14 protein-coding genes are annotated in these 20554 nt (G+C 60.2%); 10 read left to right on the top strand and 4 right to left on the bottom strand.

Annotated features, from left to right (window positions below; translation table 11 throughout):
• Positions 1-154 precede the first annotated feature (154 nt).
• Positions 155-1225 carry a hypothetical protein gene (locus ABEB25_RS19040; protein ID WP_345738024.1) on the top strand — a complete coding sequence of 357 codons (1071 nt, stop codon included), beginning with the start codon at positions 155-157 and terminating at the stop codon, positions 1223-1225.
• A 255-nt stretch (positions 1226-1480) separates the two neighbouring features.
• The gene (locus ABEB25_RS19035; protein ID WP_345738023.1) at positions 1481-2590 is read left to right on the top strand and encodes a hypothetical protein; all 1110 of its coding nucleotides are present in this window, start codon (positions 1481-1483) and stop codon (positions 2588-2590) included.
• A gap of 491 nt (positions 2591-3081) precedes the next feature.
• On the opposite strand, the gene ABEB25_RS19030 is transcribed toward ABEB25_RS19035, so the two are convergent.
• Together ABEB25_RS19030 and ABEB25_RS19025 are read right to left on the bottom strand one after the other, a co-directional pair.
• On the bottom strand, positions 3082-3399 hold the full coding sequence (locus ABEB25_RS19030) for a Dabb family protein (protein ID WP_184204802.1): 318 nt from the start codon (positions 3397-3399) through the stop codon (positions 3082-3084).
• A 12-nt stretch (positions 3400-3411) separates the two neighbouring features.
• Positions 3412-3786, bottom strand: a complete 375-nt coding sequence (locus tag ABEB25_RS19025) for an NADH-quinone oxidoreductase subunit A (RefSeq protein WP_345738022.1) — start codon at positions 3784-3786, stop codon at positions 3412-3414.
• A 150-nt stretch (positions 3787-3936) separates the two neighbouring features.
• Here ABEB25_RS19025 and ABEB25_RS19020 point away from each other — a divergent pair, with 150 nt between their 5' ends.
• Together ABEB25_RS19020 and ABEB25_RS19015 are read left to right on the top strand one after the other, a co-directional pair.
• Entirely contained in the window at positions 3937-4464 is a 528-nt protein-coding gene (locus ABEB25_RS19020; protein ID WP_345738021.1) for a hypothetical protein, read from the top strand.
• A 69-nt stretch (positions 4465-4533) separates the two neighbouring features.
• The gene (locus tag ABEB25_RS19015; RefSeq protein WP_345738020.1) at positions 4534-5262 is read left to right on the top strand and encodes a hypothetical protein; all 729 of its coding nucleotides are present in this window, start codon (positions 4534-4536) and stop codon (positions 5260-5262) included.
• 147 nt (positions 5263-5409) lie between these two features.
• Here ABEB25_RS19015 and ABEB25_RS19010 read toward each other — a convergent pair whose 3' ends face one another.
• Both ABEB25_RS19010 and lpdA read right to left on the bottom strand, forming a co-directional pair.
• The gene (locus ABEB25_RS19010; protein WP_345738019.1) at positions 5410-5670 is read right to left on the bottom strand and encodes a hypothetical protein; all 261 of its coding nucleotides are present in this window, start codon (positions 5668-5670) and stop codon (positions 5410-5412) included.
• A gap of 111 nt (positions 5671-5781) precedes the next feature.
• Positions 5782-7158, bottom strand: a complete 1377-nt coding sequence (gene lpdA, locus ABEB25_RS19005; protein WP_345738018.1) for a dihydrolipoyl dehydrogenase — start codon at positions 7156-7158, stop codon at positions 5782-5784.
• Positions 7159-7352: 194 nt separating this feature from the next.
• Here lpdA and ABEB25_RS19000 point away from each other — a divergent pair, with 194 nt between their 5' ends.
• The 6 genes from ABEB25_RS19000 to ABEB25_RS18975 all read left to right on the top strand — a co-directional run bounded on the left by ABEB25_RS19000 (position 7353) and on the right by ABEB25_RS18975 (position 20549).
• Entirely contained in the window at positions 7353-8711 is a 1359-nt protein-coding gene (locus ABEB25_RS19000; RefSeq protein WP_345738017.1) for a neutral/alkaline non-lysosomal ceramidase N-terminal domain-containing protein, read from the top strand.
• Between the two features lie 107 nt (positions 8712-8818).
• Entirely contained in the window at positions 8819-9412 is a 594-nt protein-coding gene (locus ABEB25_RS18995; protein WP_345738016.1) for a hypothetical protein, read from the top strand.
• Positions 9409-12585 (top strand): M64 family metallopeptidase, encoded by a 3177-nt coding sequence (locus ABEB25_RS18990; protein ID WP_345738015.1) that lies wholly within the window; start codon positions 9409-9411, stop codon positions 12583-12585. Before ABEB25_RS18995 ends, ABEB25_RS18990 begins: the two co-directional genes overlap by 4 nt.
• Before the next feature lie 101 nt (positions 12586-12686).
• Entirely contained in the window at positions 12687-13352 is a 666-nt protein-coding gene (locus ABEB25_RS18985) for a hypothetical protein (protein ID WP_345738014.1), read from the top strand.
• Complete coding sequence (locus ABEB25_RS18980; RefSeq protein ID WP_345738013.1) at positions 13349-15439, top strand: flotillin family protein; 2091 nt, start codon at positions 13349-13351, stop codon at positions 15437-15439. Before ABEB25_RS18985 ends, ABEB25_RS18980 begins: the two co-directional genes overlap by 4 nt.
• A gap of 67 nt (positions 15440-15506) precedes the next feature.
• On the top strand, positions 15507-20549 hold the full coding sequence (locus tag ABEB25_RS18975) for a DNA repair ATPase (protein WP_345738012.1): 5043 nt from the start codon (positions 15507-15509) through the stop codon (positions 20547-20549).
• The last annotated feature ends 5 nt before the right edge of the window (positions 20550-20554 follow it).

Here is a 20554-nt window from a genome sequence, read left to right as displayed (position 1 = left end):
TGCGTCTGGTCTAACAGCAGATACAGCAATGAAAATCGGGTCGAAAAAATCTTTTCAGATTCTGCGCAAGTTCGCGGAGTGACCTGCATCTGGGCTGTGAAGGGCAGCAACAACGCCGCCCGCCGAATCTACAGAAGCTAACTCACTGACACCCATGAAACGTCGCACCACCCTCCTCGCCATCGCCGCCAGCCTGCTGGCCTCCATGGCTACCTCCGTCCAGGCCGCCCCCGTCCTGATCAACCGCATCGGCAGCATCACCCCTGCACAGGCCAGCGTGGGCCAAGTGATTGAGGTCATCGTCACTCGTCCGGAGCTGGACCCCGCCATCGCCAAGCTGATACAGATCAACAAAAACAGGTTCATCGATCTCGCCACCCGTTTTCCCAGCAACCTGTCCAGCCGGTTCACGCCTAACTACAAGGTGTTTTTCACCGGCCCTGGCAGCACCTTTGTGGAGGGCCAAAACCTGACCTCCCTGGGCAACAACCGCTACTCCGTGGTGGTGCCGCAGGGCGCGCGCACCGGCCGCCTGAAATTGGTAAATGGCACGGGCAGCCAGGCCCCCTCCAGCCTTTCCACCGGCACCTTCACCGTGAGCAACCTGGGCATCGCCTTCTTTAACAACAGCCAGTATAACATGGTGAGCATCAAGGTGAATGGTGTTGAGCAACTGACCGGCAACCAGGTGGTGGTACCCGGGGGCTTTGGGGATCTGGGCCTGCCTGCGGGCAGCAACTACCGCGTGATCTACAGCATCGGCATTGACCGCAACCGCCCGATCCTGACCCGCGATGGCGGCACCGTCACCGCCCGCCCCTTCAGCGCTGCCGAAGGCGGTTTCCCCATCGCTGTCACGGCTGAGCGCCTGACGGCCCGTGAGATGCTGCGCTCCACCCCGAGCTTCACCTTGAATGGCAACCTCATGACCTCCCGCTGGATGGGCTTCAATGTCCTCACGGGCTTCTTCGACGGGTATGACTTCATCTCTGACACCACCACCGGTGCGATGAGCTTCCGCAAGTGGCAGGGTGATCCCGCCAACATCATCGCCAGCGGTCCGGTGAACGAGCCTTCGAGCTGGGCCAACCTGGTGAGCCAGATCGCCGTGCCGCTGCGCAACCAGAACAACAGCCTGCACGCCAACATGGCCATCACGCTGACGAACCCCGGTTTCCTGCCCAGCTTCATCACCGGCGACGGCCTGACCTATGAACCCTTCTGAAGCCCTAGGTTAGGATGGAAGTTCAGCACCGAGACTCCGCCGCGAAACCGGCGGAGTTTTTGCGTGATAATGCGGTGGCGAACAAGCCCTCGGCGCGTTCCGGCGCGAGGCGGGGGATGGAGGTGCAAAAGGCCCTGCGAATCTTTTTTCATGAATCTGCGCAAGTTCTCCCGGCGGCCTGCATCTGCGCTGTGAACGAAGGCCCGATGGCGGGCCGGAAAACTCTGCAAAATCCAGCTTCACACACACACGCTCATGAAAACGAAACGCTCCTTCCTCCTCCATCTCGGGACTCTTCTGGCCCTGTCTCTGGGCATGGCTAACCAACTGTCTGCCCAAAGTGGGGCCTCGCCCAAGGGCATCCCGGTCATCACCTCCTATGTGCCTTCGGGTGCTCCTGCGGGCCACTCGGTGCTGGCGAACCTCGAAGCCGATAGCACCACCTTTGGCGGGGCGGTGATCGGGGAGGTGCGGACGGTGTCGCACATCCAATTCCGCACGTCCCAGGGTTTGGGGGTGTCGGCACCGGTGACCTATGTATCGCCCAAGCTGATCCGCTTCACCATTCCTTCGACGGCCATCACGGGGCCTACAACGCTGGTGAATGGCAGCCTTTTTAACAGCCGCACGCAGCCCAGCTTTTCAGTGGTGGCCTTTGCCCAGCGGCCACGCGGATTCACGATCATCAACACGGCCCAGTGGGATGTGAGCAGTGTGAAAACGGGCACCACGGAGCTGATGGCCGCGAACACCACCCTGCGCACGGGTGCGGCTCATTTCTTCCCCCGCATCCTCACGGCCAACCGCCCGCTGCCGCTGAGCGTGACCTTTAAAAACCAGCCCACCACCGCGATCCCATCCGCTCCCCTGTTCTCCGTGGCGGAGAGCGTGGCCGTCCGTGGCACCACCTCCGGGCTGACGCTGGTGACGTATACGGAACTGACGCTGGAGCCCTTCACGGTGGCGGAGATCCTGCGCATGGGTGCCACCACGGGCAATGCCCGCTGGAAGGTCCTGCAGCGCCGCCTGGACCGCACGATGGAGGTGACGCCCGATGGGGGTGTGGTGCTGACCCAGTTTGCCTTTCCGATCAACAACAGCGTGGCCCCGATCAACCTCACCATTGATGAAGCCAACGCGGAGTTTTCCCAGACCCGGATTCGCTTTTCGCTGAAGCAGGGCAACCGCCGCTCCGGCGAAGTGATCACGCTGTATGCGCCCTTCAACACCTTTGCCGCCACCAAGCTGGGCCCCTGGAACATGGAAGATGAGCTGCCCCCCGTGGTGAGTCCCAACATCGGTGCGGTGCCACCGAGCGCCGATGACCTGCAGCCTAGCCCCATGCTGGTGCGCCGGGCGAACTGAGTGCTCCGCGAAGGATCGAAAATCACCCGCCCCGCGTGCAGGATGCTGTGCGCGGGGTTTGGTGTTTCAAATGTAGTTGGCAAGGGTAACAGGTAGCCCGCACAGTCCCTTGTGCGGTGAGCAAGGTCGAGGCAGTGCAGAGGTTAAGGTAGCCCGCACAGTCCCTGTGCGGTGGGCAAGGTCGAGGCGAGTTGAGATACCCGGAGTGGTAATCGGCACGTGGGCTGATTTGGGGCCGGGCCGGGGCTTCGGGGCGCTATCTGCACAGGGACTGTGCAGGCTACTTTTAAGCTGTGCAGGCTGCGTTTGGGTGGATGCCAAAGGTAGCCCGCACAGTCCCTCTGCGGTGGGCAAGTTCAAGGCAGTCAGAGATACCCGGAGTGGAAATCGGCGCGTGGGCTGATTCAGGGCCATGGCTGGGGCTTCGGGGTGCTATCTGCACAGGGACTGTGCAGGCTACTTTTCGGTGCAAGCTGCCTTTCAGCAGAGCTCTAGGAGTACTTTACGTCCTTGCGCGGCTCCATCTCAAATGCGGTAGCCTCCTGCTCGGCGACGTTGGGCTTCAGCACGTCTTCGCGGAACTTGATGTAGTGGGGGTCGTCCTGGCAGATGGCCAGCTTGTCCATGCTCTCCACTTCCAGGTAAACGAACCATGGGTAGGGGTCGTTAGGGTTCACGCGCTTGCCGGTTTTCACGGTCAGCACCTCGGGCACGCGCAGCAGGGCCATGCGGGCGCGGGACATCATGTCCTCCAGCTTTTCTTCGGTCACCTCAGGGCGCAGCTTGTAGAGGCTGAGGTAGGCGATCATCAAGGGAGGGGATCAGTTTTTCCAATCCAGCGCCCCTTTGCGCCAGGCATAAAGGAAGGCCACGCCGAGGATGCTGACGAAGCCCAAGGCCGCCCAGGCGATGCCCAGGCCAAAGACGGAAAGGTAGTCGCGGTAAATGATGGCACCGGGGTAGAGGAAGACGACCTCGATGTCGAATAGCACAAAGAGCATGGCCACGACGTAGAACTTCACGCTGAAGCGGGGCTGGCCTTCGCTGAGGGGGAGCATGCCGCACTCGTAGGCGCTGTCCTTCATGGCGTTGCGCTTGGCAGACTTGCCCAGCAGCACAGAAATCAGCAGCGTGACACCGGCAAAACCGCCAGCGAGGACGACTTGCAGAAGGACGGGGAGATAGTTCTCGATCATGACAAAAAAGGGAAAGGAGCGAAGAGTATTAGCCGACCCTGGGGCCAGCGTCAAGGCAACGAAACAGGGTCACTGGACTCTCATTGCCCACCAGGTCTCGCTCTCTAAGACTCTCCTAGCCTTCGACCCCGGTGGCCACTAAGATGGCGGATGTTCATCCAGCGCCTAGAGCGCGACCTCGCCATCTGCTCGGCCACCCAGATCACTCCGTTTTTGGCGAAGGAGCCGGGGCGCTGGCATGTGGTCAGCATTCGAGAGCCCATCCAGACCGAGGCCGATCTGGCCCACGCGCGCAGCCTTCACCCCATGGTGTTTGAGGATGTGCTGACCACGCAGGATGAACTGGGTCGGGGGCCCACGGCGGCGCATTTGGCGGCCTTTTTGGCCTATGTGGCGGGGACCGGGCGGGAGCCGCTGGTGCTGCAATGCTGGGCGGGCCGCTCCCGCAGCACGGCGGTGGCGCTGGTGGTGATCGTCAAGGAACTGTCCGAGGCCGGGCTGGAAGGTGCAGAGCTGGTGCAGGCTGCGGTGGATATCCTGCTCACCCTCCGCCCCCAGGCCCTGCCCAATGCCCTCGTGCTGCGTCTGGGCCTGGAGCAGTTTTTTCCCGCCCCTCTAGGCGAGACCCTCAGCAAAGCCCTCATGCGCGAGCCCCGCATCCGGAAGAATTTCGGGTGAGGGGGATTTGTGGCGATCAACTTATGGGTTTGCTCTTGATAGGAGCGCCGGATTTCCGCAGCATTGAGGATGTATTCCTTTCAAGACCTGTGCCCAACAGCAGAATATCCCTTTTGCTATCTGATCGGTGTTTTGAAAAAGTGGCCGTCAAAAAGCCATCTTTCGGCTGATTTTTTTACCAGCCAGTTCGGTCGTCTGATGACAGTCGAAGATCAGGCTGACACGGTGTGGCAGACGAAACGGCGCTGCCCGCTCACTCGCAGTTACGTGAAGCCTACAGCACCGCTTACCATGGCACCTTCATGGAGTCCCTTTCCCCTTGCTGCCAGCGTACTTCCAAGTTTGATCCAGCATGGAAAAACGGAGGATTGTTATGCCTCTGCTTATGCGGTGTTTGAGCCGAAACTCAGGGCGGGAGAAGTCGTGAGCATGCAATTCGGAGGAGAAGTGCGCGCTTTTGAACGGGTCGTTGCTGACAAAGACCTGACGATCGAGAACATTCACGCACATCACTTTTTTTGGCTTCTGGAAATGACGGTAGCCCGCGCACAGCAGTTGCGAAAGCCCATCATCATCGCGGGCCTGCCGGGTTATGGATATGACAACCATCTTGAAGATGAAGCCGGGGCTGAAACGCGGTTGAGACTGCTACAGGCTGGCTACCTCTACCCGTCGCGTCTGCCTCAAGGCGCACGTTTTACTTTCCTTTCTGATCCTGCCGCCAGAGAAAAGAGGCGTGTCAAGATGGCGGCCATGCGCGCATCAGATTTTAAACTGCCGCCGCCGCCCAGCCAGTGAGCTAGGCATCACAAATGCCACTTGGTGCGGTCCAGCACCGCAATGACTGCGCCATCTGCCTGCCACTGTAGCCGCTGGAGTTAATGCGGATCATGTTGCGCAGAGGTTTTCCGTTTTCATCGCTGCCTGTCTAGGAGCGTGCATGGGTCACAGAATCCCCCAGCGATAGCCGATGAGAGCGGTATCCAAGGCGATGAGAACCATGGGGACCAGCAGCCATTTGAACGAAAGCTCTTCACGGACAAAATAGATCGTGAAGGCAATGCAAAGCGGATACACGAGGAGGCCGGTGGCTGAAAACAGGCTGAGGAAGGCCACGGGGACGATGATCCAAGGTTTGAGCAGGACGGCGAGGAGCATGTCGGGGTCGCCCTCATGAATGGCCTGAGGAATGGCGGGTATCAGCATCCCTAGCCAGCAGGCCCCATAACAACAGACCAGCCGCCCTAAAACAGTTTGGGCAGCCGATAGAATCACTTCCGTCGTGCTGCCCAAAAGGTTCATCGTTGATTGGATGGGTTAAACGTGGATCGGGTGGCCCTTGGCCACTTCGGTCGCTTCTTTCACCATCTCGCTCAGGGTCGGGTGGGCGTGGATGGTGGCTTCGATTTCGTCCCAGGTGGCTTCCAGGTTCATAGCCAGGCCGATCTCGGCGATCATCTCGGTGCTTTCGCTGCCGACGATGTGCGCGCCGATGATTTCGCCGTGCGGCTCACCGTAGAGGATTTTGACAAAGCCTTCGGACTCAGCGGCGGCGAGGGCCTTGCCACTGGCGACGTAGGGGAACTTGCCCACCTTGAACTTGAGGCCTTTTTCCTTGGCCGCGCGCTCGGTGAGGCCGATGCTGGCCACCTGGGGGTTGCAGTAGGTGCAGCCTGGGAAGACGGTGACTTTCTTCGGCTTGTGCTTGGCGAAGAGACCTTCCACGCACTGCACAGCCTCATAGCTGGCCACGTGGGCGAGCCACGGTGGCCCGATGATGTCGCCTGCGGCGTAAATGTTTTTCACGCTGGTCTGGTAGCGGTCGTCCGTCTGCAGCCAGCCGCGGTCGGTCAGCTTCAGCTCGATACCGCCTGGCAGCACGGGCTTCACGCCGATGGCGACGAGGCAGACATCGGCTTCCAGGGTCTCATTGGCAGCGCCTTCGACGGTGATCTTCACGCCCTTGCCGTCTTCGGAGGTGCCGGTGACTTTCGTGTTGGTCAGGATGCGAATGCCGGACTTGGCCAGGCTCTTTTCCACCACTTTGGAGACTTCGGTGTCTTCCACGGGAAGCACGTCAGGCAGCATTTCCACCACGGTCACCTTGGTGCCGTAGGCGTTGAAGAAGTAGGCGAACTCGATGCCGATGGCGCCTGCGCCGATGATGACGATGCTCTTCGGCTGGGTGGCCATGGTCATGGCTTCCTTGCTGCCGATGACGGTGGTGCCGTTGAAGGGGAAGCCGGGCATGTCACGGGTCTTGGCCCCGGTGGCGATGAGGATGTTGGCGGCCTCGTGGGTGGTCTTGCTGCCATCGGCGGCGGTGACTTCCACCTTGCCTTCTGCAGGGATGCTGGCGGTGCCTTTGAGGTAGTCCACCTTGTTCTTTTTGAAGAGGAACTCGATGCCCTTGTTCAGCTTGTCAGACACGCCACGGCTACGGCCGATGACCTTGGACCAGTCATACTCCACGCTGCCGATCTTCAGGCCGAACTCTTCGGCGCGATGGGTGAGGGTGTGGTAGAGCTCGGCGTTTTTCAGCAGAGCTTTGGTGGGGATACAGCCCCAGTTCAGGCAGGTGCCCCCAGCGCGGTCATTTTCCACACAGGCCACTTTTTTGCCGAGTTGCGCTGCGCGGATGGCTCCGACGTAGCCCGCAGGCCCGCCGCCGATGACGATGAGGTCGTAGTTCATGTGTGTGAGAGAGGGGGAGTGGTGATACGCGCAGAAAAGCGCAGGGGGTGGGTGAGTTCAACAAGAGACTGCCCCCGCGCCGGGTGAAAGAGGGGGATTCCCTGGCCGAAAGGCGGGCCGGGCGGGCGTGGGGTGGCGGGATTCCGCCTCCGGCTGCAAGGAAAAGGCGGGCGGTGGCGATCTCTCCTGCACCCATGAAATGGCTCCTCCCGGTCCTGCTGCTCGTCGTCACCGCCTTCATCGTTGCCCAGGCTCCGGTGCCTGCCCCGGCCTGGAAGGTGGGGGTGGCCTCGGTCAAAATCACCCCGGACACCCTCATGTGGATGGCGGGCTATGCCGGGCGGACCAAACCGGCGGAGGGGGTGGAGCTGGACCTTTTTGCCAAGGCGCTGGTGCTTGAAGACGGCCAGGGCGGCAAGTTTGCCCTCATCACGATGGATCTCATCGGCGTGCCGCGAAATGTGCGCCTGTTTGTGGCGGCGGAGGTGGAAAAGCAGTACGGCATCGCCCCGGCGCGCCTGGCCATCAATGCCAGCCACACCCACAGCGGCCCTGAACTGCGGACGACGAGCACGCACGGGACGGATGACCCGGCGCAGCGGGAAAAGGAGGCGGCGGCCTACACGGCGCAGTTGCAAGCCCGTCTGGTGGCCCTGGTGGGGGAGGCGCTGAAAAAGGCGGTGCCGGCCACGTTGCACTTCAGCCAAGCCAAATGCGGCTTTGCCATGAACCGCCGCATGCCCAATGCCAAGGGCGGCTACGACAACTTCCCGAATCCCGACGGCCCTGTGGACCACGCCGTGCCCGTGCTGAAGGCGGCGGATGCGCAGGGGAAGGATCTCGCCTACGTTTTTGGTTATGCCTGCCACTGCACCACCCTGGGCCACCAGAAATTCAGCGGTGACTACGCGGGCTATGCCCAGCAAGCGCTGGAGCAGGCGCACCCCGGCGTGACGGCTCTGTTTATGAATGGCTGCAGCGGCGACCAAAATCCCTACCCGCGCCGCACCATGGAGCTGGCGCAGACGCATGGCCGCACCCTGGCCACGGCGGTGGAGACGGCCCTGACCACGCGCATGAAGCCTCTCTCCGGCGACATCCGCGCTGCTTACAAGGAGATCCCGCTGGCCTATGACACCCTGCCAGACCGGGCGCAGTTGCAGGAGAAGATGCAGTCCAAAACCCGCCTGGATGCCGACCACGCGAAGCGCGTGCTGGCCCGCCTGGAGACCGATGGCAGCCTGCCGCAGACCTACCCGTATCCCGTGCAGGTGCTGCGCCTGGGGCCGGATCTCACCTGGGTAACTCTGGGTGGCGAGGTGGTGGTGGACTACTCCTTGCGGCTGAAAAAGGAGCTCAAGGACCCCATCGTCTGGGTCAGCGCCTACACCAACGATGTGCCCACTTACATCCCCAGCCTGCGCGTGTGGAAGGAGGGCGGCTATGAAGGCGGCGACGCCATGAAATGGGGCACCCACCCCACCCGGTGGAGCCCGGCGGTGGAGGACCACATCATCACCACCGTGAAGGAGCTTCGCCAACAAATGGAGTAACTGCGGGCCGGAAAAGGGGTAGTAGGCAGGGAATGGCTCTTTGTCCGTCTCCAGCCCGGAAAGGCGGGAGGTGACATGGGGGCTTCCATCGGTTAGGCTCTTTCCTCATGCGTCGCCACACTCTGCCCCTTTTGGTGCTCCTGCTTCTGCTGGCAGGCGTGGCCTGCATGGTGTGGCAGCAGCCCGGCCCGGCAGGGGAGGGAGTTTCCACAAAACCCGTTAGGCCCGAGGCCCCTGTGGCGGAACAGGCGGCCCAGGTTCAGGCAGGACCCATCTCTGCTGTGTCAGCTCCGCCTTCCTCACCGCCGCCAGATCCCGCCCGTTTCCGCCGTGCCTACCTGCTTTCTCTGGATGGGGCCAAACTGGGCCTGGAGAATGCCGAGGACATCGAGGGGGACTTTGCCTCCCCGCGTCGTCGCCAGGAAGAGTGGACCGGGATGCTGCGCTGCCGCCTGATCTCCGCCGAGGGCAAGGTCCTGGCCGAGGAGCTGCTGCCCGCGCCAGACCACCTCTGCACCGTGCTGGATGCGCGCGATGGCACGCCCAAACCGGTGACTTACACCCCGCCCGGCCCGGTCCTGTTTCAGTTGCGGCTTCCTCGCCGTGCCGATGCCACCCGGCTGGATATCGCCCGCATCACCGGCCCCGGTGCCTTGGCACGGGATCTGCCCATCGGTTCCCTTTCCCTTCTCCCTCCATGAAAACATTGCATTCATTGTTAGGCTTCGCGCTGCTCTTCCTCACCCTGGGGATGGCACAGGCACAGACTTCTACTTTGAAGGTTGTGGGGGCAGAGGGCCCGCGCAGCCAGCGGCTGAACATGGTCTTCCTGTCGGAGGGTTTTACTGAGGCAGAGCTGGCGTCAGGCAAATTCTCCACGCATGTGGATGGAGTGCTGGCCTACCTTTTTGCCCAGGAGCCCTGGAGCCGCTATCGCTCTTACTTCAATGTTTACCTCATCGAGATCGCCTCCAACCAGTCTGGCACGGACAATCCGTATGGCAATCCTGCCTACAGCCGCGACACGTACTTTGGCACTGGCTTCCATCCGCAGATTGAGCGCCTGTTGGTGCTGTCCTCCGCAGGCACCAGCCGCGCCTACTCATTGCTCAATAAACACGTGCCCGAGTATGACATCCCCATCGTCATCGTGAATGACGAAACCTACGGCGGCTCCGGCGGGCCCATTGCTGTGGCGTCTCTCGATTCCTTTGGGGCCGAGCTGGTGGAGCACGAGGTGGGGCATTCCTTTGCCAAGCTGGCGGATGAGTACGATTTCGATACTCCTGGTTATCCCGATGGCGAGTTTCCCAATGCCACGAGGAAGACCGTGCTCTCGCAGATCCGCTGGAACATGTGGATTGATCCGGGCACGCCCCTGTTCACCCCAGAGTATGATGAGCGTTATACCGACAAGGTGGGGCATTTTGAAGGGGCGCACTACCGTTCGGTCGGCTATTTCAGGCCGCATGATGCCGCCCTCATGCGCTTCCTCGGGGCCGCCCCAGGAGCTGTCACACGCGAGGCCTTTGTGCTGAACTATTATAGCCGCGTCTCCCCTGTGGATTCTCATTCCCCCGTGGCTTTGAAACAGACCGTCACGCAGCGCATGCCGCTCACGTTTTCCGTCGTGCCAAAGGTCCCCACCGCCGGGCCAGCCTTGACCGTGAGATGGAAGATAGATAACTCGCTTCAGGATGTTGCCTCCAGCCCTACTTTTAATATCCCTAGCCAAAACTTGGGCGAGGGCACCCACACGGTGACGGCGGTGATCACGGACCCTACTGAGTGGGTGCGTCGCGACCCCACAGGTCTGGTGGAAGAAACACGGACCTGGACGGTGACGCTGACCAATCAGGGCGAGCCCCCCGTCATCAATGACGGCCCGGCCTCCCTGCTGGTGGAAGTGGGAGATGCCGCCAACTTCAATGTGGAGGCCACCGCCGCTGGCCCTGGTGCGCTGACTTATCAATGGTACAAAAACGGCAAGGCTATCGCCAATGCAAAGACGGCCTCGTTTTCCGTGCCGAGTGCGCTGCTGTCCGATGGGGCCATGTACACGGTGCGGGTGATGGGTGATGGAGCTTTCTCCGAGGCTTCGGCGGATCTCGTCGTGGTGGATCCACGCGTGCAGACGCTTGTCCTTGCTGAGGGCAAGGCAGCCACACTGACTCCTCTGGTGAGCGGTCCAGTGCTGGGCTATGAATGGCTGCGGAATGAAGGCGTCATCGGGAATGGCACGGCAGGTTTCAGCGGTCTGGGCACGGCGAAGTTAAGCATCTCACCCCTCACTGTTAACGGACATAACGGATTCTACAGTGTGAAGCTCACCACGGCCGCGCGTGTGGAGACCTACATCACGCATTTGCTACAGATCTTTGATCAACCGCCGCAGCTTGCCCTCAGTGCGGGGGCTTCCTTGCCTACAGGCCAGGTAGGTGCCGCCTATGGTAATGGTGGCAATGGCGCGCAGATTGATGTGTTTCCTATCCCAGGCAGGCCTGCCTCCACGTATGGGGCTACGGGTTTGCCCCCTGGGCTTAAGGTGGATGCCAAAACGGGCCGCATCACAGGCCGACCCACAGCTTTCAAGGTAGATAAAGCAGGCAACGTCATCCCCTACGCCGTCACCCTCAGTGCGGGCAATGGCAAAGGGACGACGAAGGTCGCCGTGAACCTGCTCATCTCGCCCCTGCCGCAAAACACCGTGGGGACCTTTGTCGTCGCCTTGCCCCGCCATGGTCTGAATGGTGGCCTGGGTGGCAGGATGGATCTGGTGACCACGGCCGCAGGCACCTACAGCGGCAAAGTGGTGATGGGCAGCCTAACGTATAGTTTCAAAGGGCTGCTTACCTCTACGGTGGGCGTCCCGCTGGTGACGGGTTCCGTCAACCTACCGCGTGCGGGTAAACCCACCCCTGCACCCCTGGAGCTTTCGTTTACCCTCGTCGGCCCCCCGCAGTTGTTGAATGGCAGCCTGGGCGTTGGTGAAGATGCGTTCAGCTTCAGCGGTTGGCTGAATCCCTGGAACAAGGCGAATGCTGCGGGGGCCTATGATGGTTACCACACCTTCCGCCTAGACCTGCACAATCCCCCCGTCGGCGCACCTGTGGGCAAAGGTTTTGGCTCCTTCACCGTGGCTACCGATGGCAAGACCATCATCTCCGGCAGGACGGCGGATGGCGAGACCTTTACCAGTGCCAGCCACCTGAGCCAAGGTGGCCAGTTGATGCTCTATTCCCTGCAAAAGGGGAAACCCCAGGGCTCAGTCGTGGGTGAATTTCGTCTCAATTCGCAGGGCGATGAAGACGATGCAAACAACGTCATCGTGAGCAATCCAGAACAGCTCAGTTGGTGGAAGCCTGAAAGCACCGATCCCAAAGCCCGAATCTATAAAGACGGCGTGGGTCCGGTGGACCTGATTGCCGTGGGTGGGCGCTACAATGCCCCTGTCTCACCCGAGGTGGTTTTGGACATGGATGCAGGGGCCTCGAATGCGCTGCTGGTGCTCACCGGTGCCAGTGTTGACGCAGCCTCCCAGCCTCCCGGTACCTTGGTGGATATCCTGGCTGGAAACAAAGCCCAGCCTTCTGCCCCACTCGCCGCCAAAACCACCCTCACGCTCAATGCCAAGCTGGGCACCTTCACGGGCAAGTTTTCCCTGTTGGATGCAAACCCTCGGGAGATCGCCCCTTTGCAGGTGCCACGCGCGGTGACCTATCAGGGCATCATCGTGAAAACGGACAGTGGTCTGCGCGGGCATGGCTACTTCCTTTTGCCAGATCTGCCGTCCATCTCCAAGCAGGACACACCGACCACCAGCCCCATCCAGTCGGGCGAGGTGAGGCTGGTGGAATGGGCTAAACTTCCTTAAGCGGACTGAACTTCTTACCGTCCGCTGTGCTCAGAGAAAGATGCGGTGAATTTATAATGCACCTTTTGAGTCGCCCTGCTTAAATCACGGCCATTCAAGCTGTGATCGAACTCTTTCAGGAAGCCCTAGCCATCTATAACCTGCCGCTCACCGCGTTGCTGGGCATGGTGGTTTTTTACTGGTTGATGGTGATGGTGGGCGCGCTGGATTTTGATCTCGATCTTTTTGAGGGCGGCTCGGAAGTGCCTGACCTTTCAGCGGACCATGGTGGTGGTTCTCTCGGTGGGGCCATGCTCACGGCGGGGAAGTTCCTCGGCTTCTCGCAGGTGCCCATCGCCATCTGGGGCAGCTTCTTCATCCTCTTCCTCTGGCTGGCAGGCCTCATCCTGAATTACCGCTTCAATGGTGATGCGGGTGATCGCAGCCTGGCCACGGCTGCTTTGTTGCTCATTCCGGGCGGAATCCTGAGCCTGGCTGCGACCAAGCTGATCACGTACCCTGTGGCCAAGCTCTTCGCGGCCATGACGGATGTGGCCACCGAAAGCCTCGCCATCGTTGGCCAGGATGGTGTGGTCACCACCACGGCCCTGGATCACCAGTTTGGTCAGGTGCAGGTGCAGCAGGATGGCGCACCCGCCCTCCTCAATGCCCGGCTCCATCCAGGCCAGTCTCCTTTGCAGAAAGGGGACCGCATCCGTGTCCTTGAGGCGTCTCCCGAAGGCTCCTTTTATTACGTCGAATCCACTCAACCTCACACACTCCCATGAATGCTACCCACCCGCCTCTCGCCTTCTTTGGTCTGGAGATCACCGCTTTTGCCTTTGCGGCATTGGTCGGTCTTTTCATCGTCTTTGGGATCCTGATCCTCATCTCGCGTTTCTTTCGAAAAGTGCAGCAGGGCCAGGCCATCGTGCGCAACGGCATTGGGGGCACGAAGGTGTCCTTCAATGGCATGATGATCATCCCCATCGCTCATCAGGCCGAGTACATGGACATCTCCGTGAAGCGCATCGAGATTGAGCGCAAAGCCACGGAAGGCCTCATCTGTAAGGACAACATCCGTGCGGACATCAAGGTCGCATTCTTTGTTAGGATCAACAAGATTGATGAGGACGTGAAGCGTGTGGCCCAGTCCATCGGCTGCGTGCGTGCCTCCGCCATTGACACCCTGCGCACTCTCTTTGACGCCAAGTTTTCCGAGGCGCTGAAGACCGTCGGCAAGCGCTTTGACTTTGTGCAGCTTTACAACGAGCGCGACCATTTCAAAACCGAGATCCTCAAGGTCATCGGCACCGATCTGAACGGCTTTACCCTGGACGACTGCGCCATTGATTTCCTGGAGCAGACCCAGCTCGAAAACCTGGATCCGCAAAACATCCTCGATGCCGAGGGCATCAAGAAGATCACCGAGCTCACCGCCACCCAGGCAAAGCTGGCCAACCACATCCAGCGCGACAAGGAGCAGATCATCAAGCAACAGGACGTGAAGGCCCGCGAGGCCATCCTGGAACTGGAGCGTCAGCTTGCTGAAACGGAGGCCAAGCAGAAGCGCGATGTCGAAAGCGTGAAGGCCCGCGAAGAGGCGGAGACGCTGAAGGTGCAGTCTGAAGAACGCCTGAAGTCCGAGCGTGCGAAGATCGCCACCGATGAAGAGATCGCCATCGCTACGGAGAACAAAGACCGCCAGGTCCTGGTGGCCCAGCGCAACAAGGAGCGCACGGATGCTGTCGAGATCGAACGTGTCACTCGCGACCGCGACCTCGAAGTCATCGAGCGCGAGCGCATCACCACGCTGAAGACCATCGAGAAAGAGAAGGCCGTGGAAGTGGAGAAGAAGAACATCCAGGAGGTCATCAAAGACCGCGTGGTGCTGGAAAAAACCGTCGTCGTCGAGCAGCAGAAGATCAAGGACACCGAGGCCTTCGCCACGGCGGACCGCGAGAAGCAGGTAGCCCTTACCAATGCAGAAAAGAACGCCCAGGAACAGTTGATCCAGAAGATCAAGGAAGCCGAAGCCGCGAAGGAAGCCGCTCGGCTGGTCGCCGATCAGGAAGCCTACACCTCCATCAAGGCAGCCGATGCCTCCAAGGAATCTGCCCAGCTCCGCGCCCAGGAAATGCTCACCCTGGCCGAGGCCCGGCAGGAATCTGCCACGCGTGAAGCCACGGCTGAAAAGGCCCTGGCGGAAGGCAAGGCCGCGCAGGCTGCTGCCCAGGGATTGGGCGAAGCCCAGGTCCTCATGGCCAAAGCCGAAGCCTCTCAGAAGCAGGGCACGGTGGATGCCGAGGTCACTCAGCTCAAACTGGCTGCAGAGGCCGATGGCATCACCAAGAAAGCTCAGGCCATGAAGCTGCTGGAAGATGCCGGACGCGAGCACGAAGAGTTCAAGCTTACCCTGGAAAAAGACAAGGCGGTCGAGCTGGCCCACATCAACATCCAGAAGGACATCGCTCAGCAGCAGGCCATCGTGCTGGGCGAGGCGATGAAGTCCGCGAAGATCGAGATCGTCGGCGGCGAAACCCAGTTCTTCGACAAGATCACCAACGCCATCGGCAATGCCCGGGCGGTGGACCGCTTCGTCGAAGGCAGCCGCACGCTCACCGATGTGAAGGAGACCTTCTTCAATGGCGACCCTGAGTACTTCAAGGCCCAACTCAAGACCCTCGTGGACCAGTTTGGCCTAACCAGCGAAGATACCAAGAACCTCACCCTCAGCGCTCTCTTTGCCAAGCTCATTGGCCTGAACCCCGATGAAGCCACCCTGAACAAGCTCACCGGCATGTTTGGCGCGGCCTCTCGCTTTGGTCTGGCCGAGCAGACCGTGAGTGGTCTGCTGGCCTCCAAGAAGAAGTAACCGGATGCGCTCCCGCACCTGCGGGAGCCGCTTCCTCTTTTAAGACCGCCAGTCATCGGCCCGTCCTATGTCCGATCCTGCCCCCACACCTCAGGCTCCTGCCGCCAAGCTTGAAGCGGGCGCTTACGAAGTCATTCGTCAGCGTCTGGACAAGCATGGTGCGGAACTGCAGCGTCGCCTGGACCTGCTGAACGCGGATCGCAAGGCGGAGTTCGGCGGCATTGACACCGCGCTACTGGCGACGACCCGCCTGACGACGGAGAACAACTGTGTCCCGCGTGACATGGTGGCCATCGGGCCGAAACGCTTTTTGTTCGGCTACAATGTCCACCTGGGCCTGCGCACGCAAATGCATGTGACGGATGTTTTTGCCGTCTATGACTTCCAGGTGGATGACCACAGCTTTCATCCCAACAAGGACGATCTGCTGGCGGACAAGGCTTTCGCTGAGGACTTCGATTACCTTTATCGTTATTACAAGAGCGCGTCCTTCCTGAAGTTCCACCGCATCGGCCCGCATCTCTACATGGGCATGCAAGTGGGGCGCGGGGCCACGGAGGTGAAGACCTTCAAGTGGCTGATTGATGACGAGGCAGGCACGCTCAAGTATCTGGGCAACCGCTTCGACCACGAATTCGTCTTTCCCACGCATCAGGAGTTTGAGTGGAAACGGGCGCGGCGTGAGATGTATCGCCACGGCCTGCATCCGCACATCAGCATTGAGGACCGGGTGTTTGTCGAGACCATCGGCGGGGATCTCACCGTCAAGGTCGAGAACAATACCGAGACGGGACGCGGCATCTACAATGAGCCCGTGGACAATGCGGACCAGACCCTGGACGATGCCGAGATCCACTACGCCATCGTGGGCAATCTCATCCTGATGAAGGTGCTGCCTTATCAGGAGAAAAACTGGCGTTACCTGGTCTTCAACGAACGCACTCGCGAGGCGCATCGCATTGACAGCATCGCCGAATCCTGCGTGCTGCTGCCCGATGGTCACGGCCTCGTTTTCCCCCATGGTTATGTGCTGCAAACCGGTGAGGTGAAGCGCTTTGAAACTGGCCTGCCGCCCATGCGTTTCGAGCGCCGCATCGCCGCCGCGAATGGCGAAGACACGCTCTTTGTCTTCAGTCATCTGGAGAGCGGCTCCTACCTGCTGCTGAGTTACAACCTCATCACGCAGAGCGTTGCCACGCCCATCATCTGCCACGGCTACAGCCTCTTTCCTTCGGGTGAACTCATCCTCTTCCAAGGCGATGAAGAGCCGCGCAAGCACCACGTGGTGCAGTCCTGGCGCACGCCTTTTGTGACGCAGCAGGACAGCCCGCATGCGAAGTCGCAGACCTTTCTCAGCAAGATCGGCAATGCCGAAATCGTCCGCTGCATGGCCGAGTGCAATGGCGTGCTGACCCTGCTGGCGAAGGACGATTCCTTCTCCGGTCTGTATGTCGAGCTGGCCCGCAGCGCGGGAGACATCGCCGACAGCTACTTTTGGGTGGATCGTGAAGAGGCGCAGAAGCTCAAGGAATCTCTCCTGGAGATCAAGACCACCGCAGAGGCTGCTCTGGGTGAGTTTGAAAAAGTGCGCCGCATGCGCAAAGCGGCGGCAGATCAAACGGAGGCCCTGCAAACGCAGGTCAATAAAAGCCTGAGCGCTGCTGGCGGGAGCGATCCCGACAACATCCTGGCGTATGTACACCTGCTGGCCACCCTGCGCGAACTGCGCGGCCAGATCATCGCCCTGCGCGATGTGCGCTATGTTGACCTGGAGACCATCGCCCGCATGGACACGGGCGTGGCGGAGGCGGCGGATAAGCTCTCTGAAAAATGTGTGGCCTTCCTGCTGAAGCCGGAGGCACTGGACCCCTATCGCCAGCAGATCACCGAGCAGCAGACGCGCGTGCCGACGCTGCATAAAGTCACGGAGGCTCAAGAGGTCGAAGAAGCCCTGGCGAAATCCAGCAGTGAGCTGGAAATGCTCACCGGCATTGTCAGCAGTTTAAAGATCAAGGATGCGACCGAGACCACGCGCATCATTGAAGCCATCTCCACCCTATTTGCTCAGCTCAATCAGGTGCGCTCCGTGCTGAAAAATCGCCGGAACGATCTGGCCAAGGTGGAAGGAGCCGCGCAGTTCCAGGCCCAGCTCAGCCTGCTGAATCAGAGCGTTCTGAACTTCCTCGAAGTCGCAACCACGCCGGAGAAGTGCGATGAATCTCTGACCCGTGTGATGGTTCAGATTGAGGAGTTGGAAAGCCGCTTTTCGGACTTCGATGAATACGCAGCCGAGCTCACCACCAAGCGTGATGAGATCAACAGCGCCTTCGAGTCTCGCCGCTTGTCTTTGGTGGAGGCACGCAACCGCCGTGCGCAGTCGTTAGGCCAGTCAGCAGATCGCATCCTTACCAGCGTGCGCAATCGTCTGGCTGCCTTTGCCAAGCCGGAGGAAGTGCATTCCTGGATCGCGGGCGATGCCATGGTGGCCAAGCTGCGCGACCTCATCGAAGACCTGCGCAAGATGGGCGATAGCGTTCGCGCAGACGAACTTCAGACGAAGCTTAAAACCCTCCAGCAAGACTCGCTGAAACAGATCCGCGACAAGGCGGAGCTGTTTGTGGATGGCGGTGATTTGATCCAGCTCGGCAAGCACAAGTTCAGCGTCAATCGCCAGCCGCTAGAGCTTACGATTTTGCCGCGTGAGGAAGGCCTGGTCTTCCACCTCACAGGCACCCGGTATTTTGAAGCTGTCACGCATCCTGAATTGGAGGCGCTGCGGCATGTGTGGAACCAGGCGGTGGTTTCTGAAAACGATTCTGTTTACCGGGCGGAATATCTAGCCTGGAAGTTCCTGCAATCCGGCACTCCCTTTTCACCCCAGGCGGTGCCTGACTTCATGGCCCCGCGTTACCATGAAGGTTACACCAAAGGCGTACATGACCATGATGCAGCGCTGATCCTACAGCCTCTCTTAGAAATGCAGGCTGCTCTGGGTTTGCTAAAACATTCCCCTCAGGTGAGAGGGCTGGCCCTGCTGGTCTGGCATGGCTGGGAAGACTCTGCTGAAAAACAGGCCCTGGCTGCCCGCATGATGGCAAAGGGGAGAATGCGTGATTTGTTAGGCCATGCAACGGTGGAGGTGAATGAGGCCCTCGCGGCCCGTGTCGCCACGGAGTGCAATCGCCTCACGGGCATCCATGAGCTTGGCGATACTTCCTCACCATCTCTCCACACGGCTGTCGCTGCCTGCCTCACGGATGAGCTGCAGCATCTTTCCAGCAAACATCCCGCGCTGCCGGTCACACGCTCCAGTACTGCGGTGGAGCTCATGCGTTCCTTCCGCAAAGAGCTCACGGTCAAACGCGCAGCTCATGACTTTGACGCCAGTTTGGAAGCGTTGACCGCCCAGCCGTGGCTGGCCTTTGAGATCGCACTCGACTGGCTGCGCGCGCTGCATTCCACCACGGACTTTGGTCTGTTGGTGGAGGCCGCTGCGCTGCTGGTGCTGAAGGATCAGCCTCCCGCCGCCCTGCCTGCCTCAGCGGCTTCACGCGCCACGCTCACCGGTTTTACCGGCACGCATCCACGCATCCAGGAGGCGAAGTTGGAGCTCGACTACCACGAATTCATCGCCCGCCTTCAGCGTTATGATCAAAGCATCGTTCCAGACTACGAGCGCTTTCAAAAGCTGAAGCACGATCTCGCCCAGCAACGCCGCAACGAGCTGCGGCTGGATCAGTTCAAGGCCGGGGTGCTCAGTTCCTTTGTGCGCAACCGCCTCATTGATCAGGTTTACCTCCCCATCATTGGGGCGAACTTGGCCAAGCAGATTGGGGCCGTGGGGAATGATACGCGCACAGACCGCATGGGCCTGCTGCTGCTCATCTCACCACCGGGTTATGGCAAGACCACCCTCATGGAGTATGTGGCTAGCCGACTGGGCATCACCTTGGTCAAAATCAATGGTCCTGCCATCGGTCACAAGGTGACTTCTCTGGACCCTGCGGAAGCTCCGAATGCCAGTGCCCGTGAGGAGGTTGAGAAGCTGAACCTCTCTCTTGAGATGGGGGACAACGTGATGATCTACCTGGATGACATCCAGCACACGAACCCCGAGTTCCTGCAAAAGTTCATCTCGCTCTGCGATGGCACGCGCAAGATCGAAGGCGTCTTCCAGGGCCAGGCCAAGACCTACGATCTGCGTGGTCGCAAGGTGGCCGTCGTCATGGCTGGGAATCCCTACACCGAAGTCGGCGGTAAATTTCAAGTGCCTGACATGCTGGCCAACCGTGCCGATACCTACAATCTGGGCGACATCCTCGGCGGTCATGAAGCGGCCTTTAAAGACAGCTACATTGAGAACTCACTCACCAGCAATCCGGCCCTGGCACGCGTGGCGGCCCGCAGCCACAAGGATGCGCTGGCGGTGCTGAAGATCGCCATGACGGGCAATCGTGAGGGCATCGAGTTTGAGGGCAATCAAAGCGCCGAAGACATCAATGACTGTGTGGCGGTCATGGAAAAGCTGCTGAAGGTCCGCGAGGTCATCCTGCGCGTGAATCAGGAGTACATCCGCAGTGCCGCCATGGAAGATGCCTACCGCACGGAGCCGCCCTTCAAGCTCCAGGGCAGCTACCGCAACATGAACAAGATCTCCGAGAAGATCCAACCCCTCATGACATCGGCTGAGGTTCAGTCTCTCATCGAAGATCACTACCGCGGTGAGTCCCAAACGCTTAGCCAGTCCGCCGAGGCGAACCTGCTGAAATGGCGAGAAATCAACGCCCTGGCCAGCGAGGCCGACCAAGCGCGCTGGACCGAGATCAAGCGCACCTTTGGCCGCAATCTCCTGGCGGGTGGCGGCGGGGAAAACGATCCCGTTAGCCGCATCACGGGGCAGATGAGAGCTTTCACGGCCGGGTTGGAAAAGATCGAGCAGGCAGTGGTAAATCCCACGCTTTCAGACATCTCCATCGAGCGTCTGCAAAGGATCATCGAAGGCCTGCGGGCCGTGCCCGTCACCGTGGAGATCAAAGTTCAGCCTGTCGAAAAACAGGATGAACAAGACTCCCCCGTGGATGTACAGAGCCGTGTCACACAAGAAGAATAATCACG

The organism is Prosthecobacter algae (assembly GCF_039542385.1).
In the GTDB taxonomy this organism is placed as follows: Bacteria; Verrucomicrobiota; Verrucomicrobiia; order Verrucomicrobiales; family Verrucomicrobiaceae; genus Prosthecobacter; species Prosthecobacter algae.
The sequence above is the reverse complement of the archived record's forward strand: the minus strand, read 5'-3'. Positions and strand labels throughout refer to the sequence as shown.

Bases quoted from the DNA above. Each gene is read 5' to 3' on its own strand.
- ABEB25_RS19040 (WP_345738024.1), top strand. From the start codon at position 155: ATGAAACGTCGCACCACCCTCCTCGCCATCGCCGCCAGCCTGCTGGCC.
- ABEB25_RS19035 (WP_345738023.1), top strand. From the start codon at position 1,481: ATGAAAACGAAACGCTCCTTCCTCCTCCATCTCGGGACTCTTCTGGCC.
- ABEB25_RS19030 (WP_184204802.1), bottom strand. From the start codon at position 3,399: ATGATCGCCTACCTCAGCCTCTACAAGCTGCGCCCTGAGGTGACCGAA.
- ABEB25_RS19025 (WP_345738022.1), bottom strand. From the start codon at position 3,786: ATGATCGAGAACTATCTCCCCGTCCTTCTGCAAGTCGTCCTCGCTGGC.
- ABEB25_RS19020 (WP_345738021.1), top strand. From the start codon at position 3,937: ATGTTCATCCAGCGCCTAGAGCGCGACCTCGCCATCTGCTCGGCCACC.
- ABEB25_RS19015 (WP_345738020.1), top strand. From the start codon at position 4,534: ATGTATTCCTTTCAAGACCTGTGCCCAACAGCAGAATATCCCTTTTGC.
- ABEB25_RS19010 (WP_345738019.1), bottom strand. From the start codon at position 5,670: ATGCTGATACCCGCCATTCCTCAGGCCATTCATGAGGGCGACCCCGAC.
- lpdA (WP_345738018.1), bottom strand. From the start codon at position 7,158: ATGAACTACGACCTCATCGTCATCGGCGGCGGGCCTGCGGGCTACGTC.
- ABEB25_RS19000 (WP_345738017.1), top strand. From the start codon at position 7,353: ATGAAATGGCTCCTCCCGGTCCTGCTGCTCGTCGTCACCGCCTTCATC.
- ABEB25_RS18995 (WP_345738016.1), top strand. From the start codon at position 8,819: ATGCGTCGCCACACTCTGCCCCTTTTGGTGCTCCTGCTTCTGCTGGCA.
- ABEB25_RS18990 (WP_345738015.1), top strand. From the start codon at position 9,409: ATGAAAACATTGCATTCATTGTTAGGCTTCGCGCTGCTCTTCCTCACC.
- ABEB25_RS18980 (WP_345738013.1), top strand. From the start codon at position 13,349: ATGAATGCTACCCACCCGCCTCTCGCCTTCTTTGGTCTGGAGATCACC.
- ABEB25_RS18975 (WP_345738012.1), top strand. From the start codon at position 15,507: ATGTCCGATCCTGCCCCCACACCTCAGGCTCCTGCCGCCAAGCTTGAA.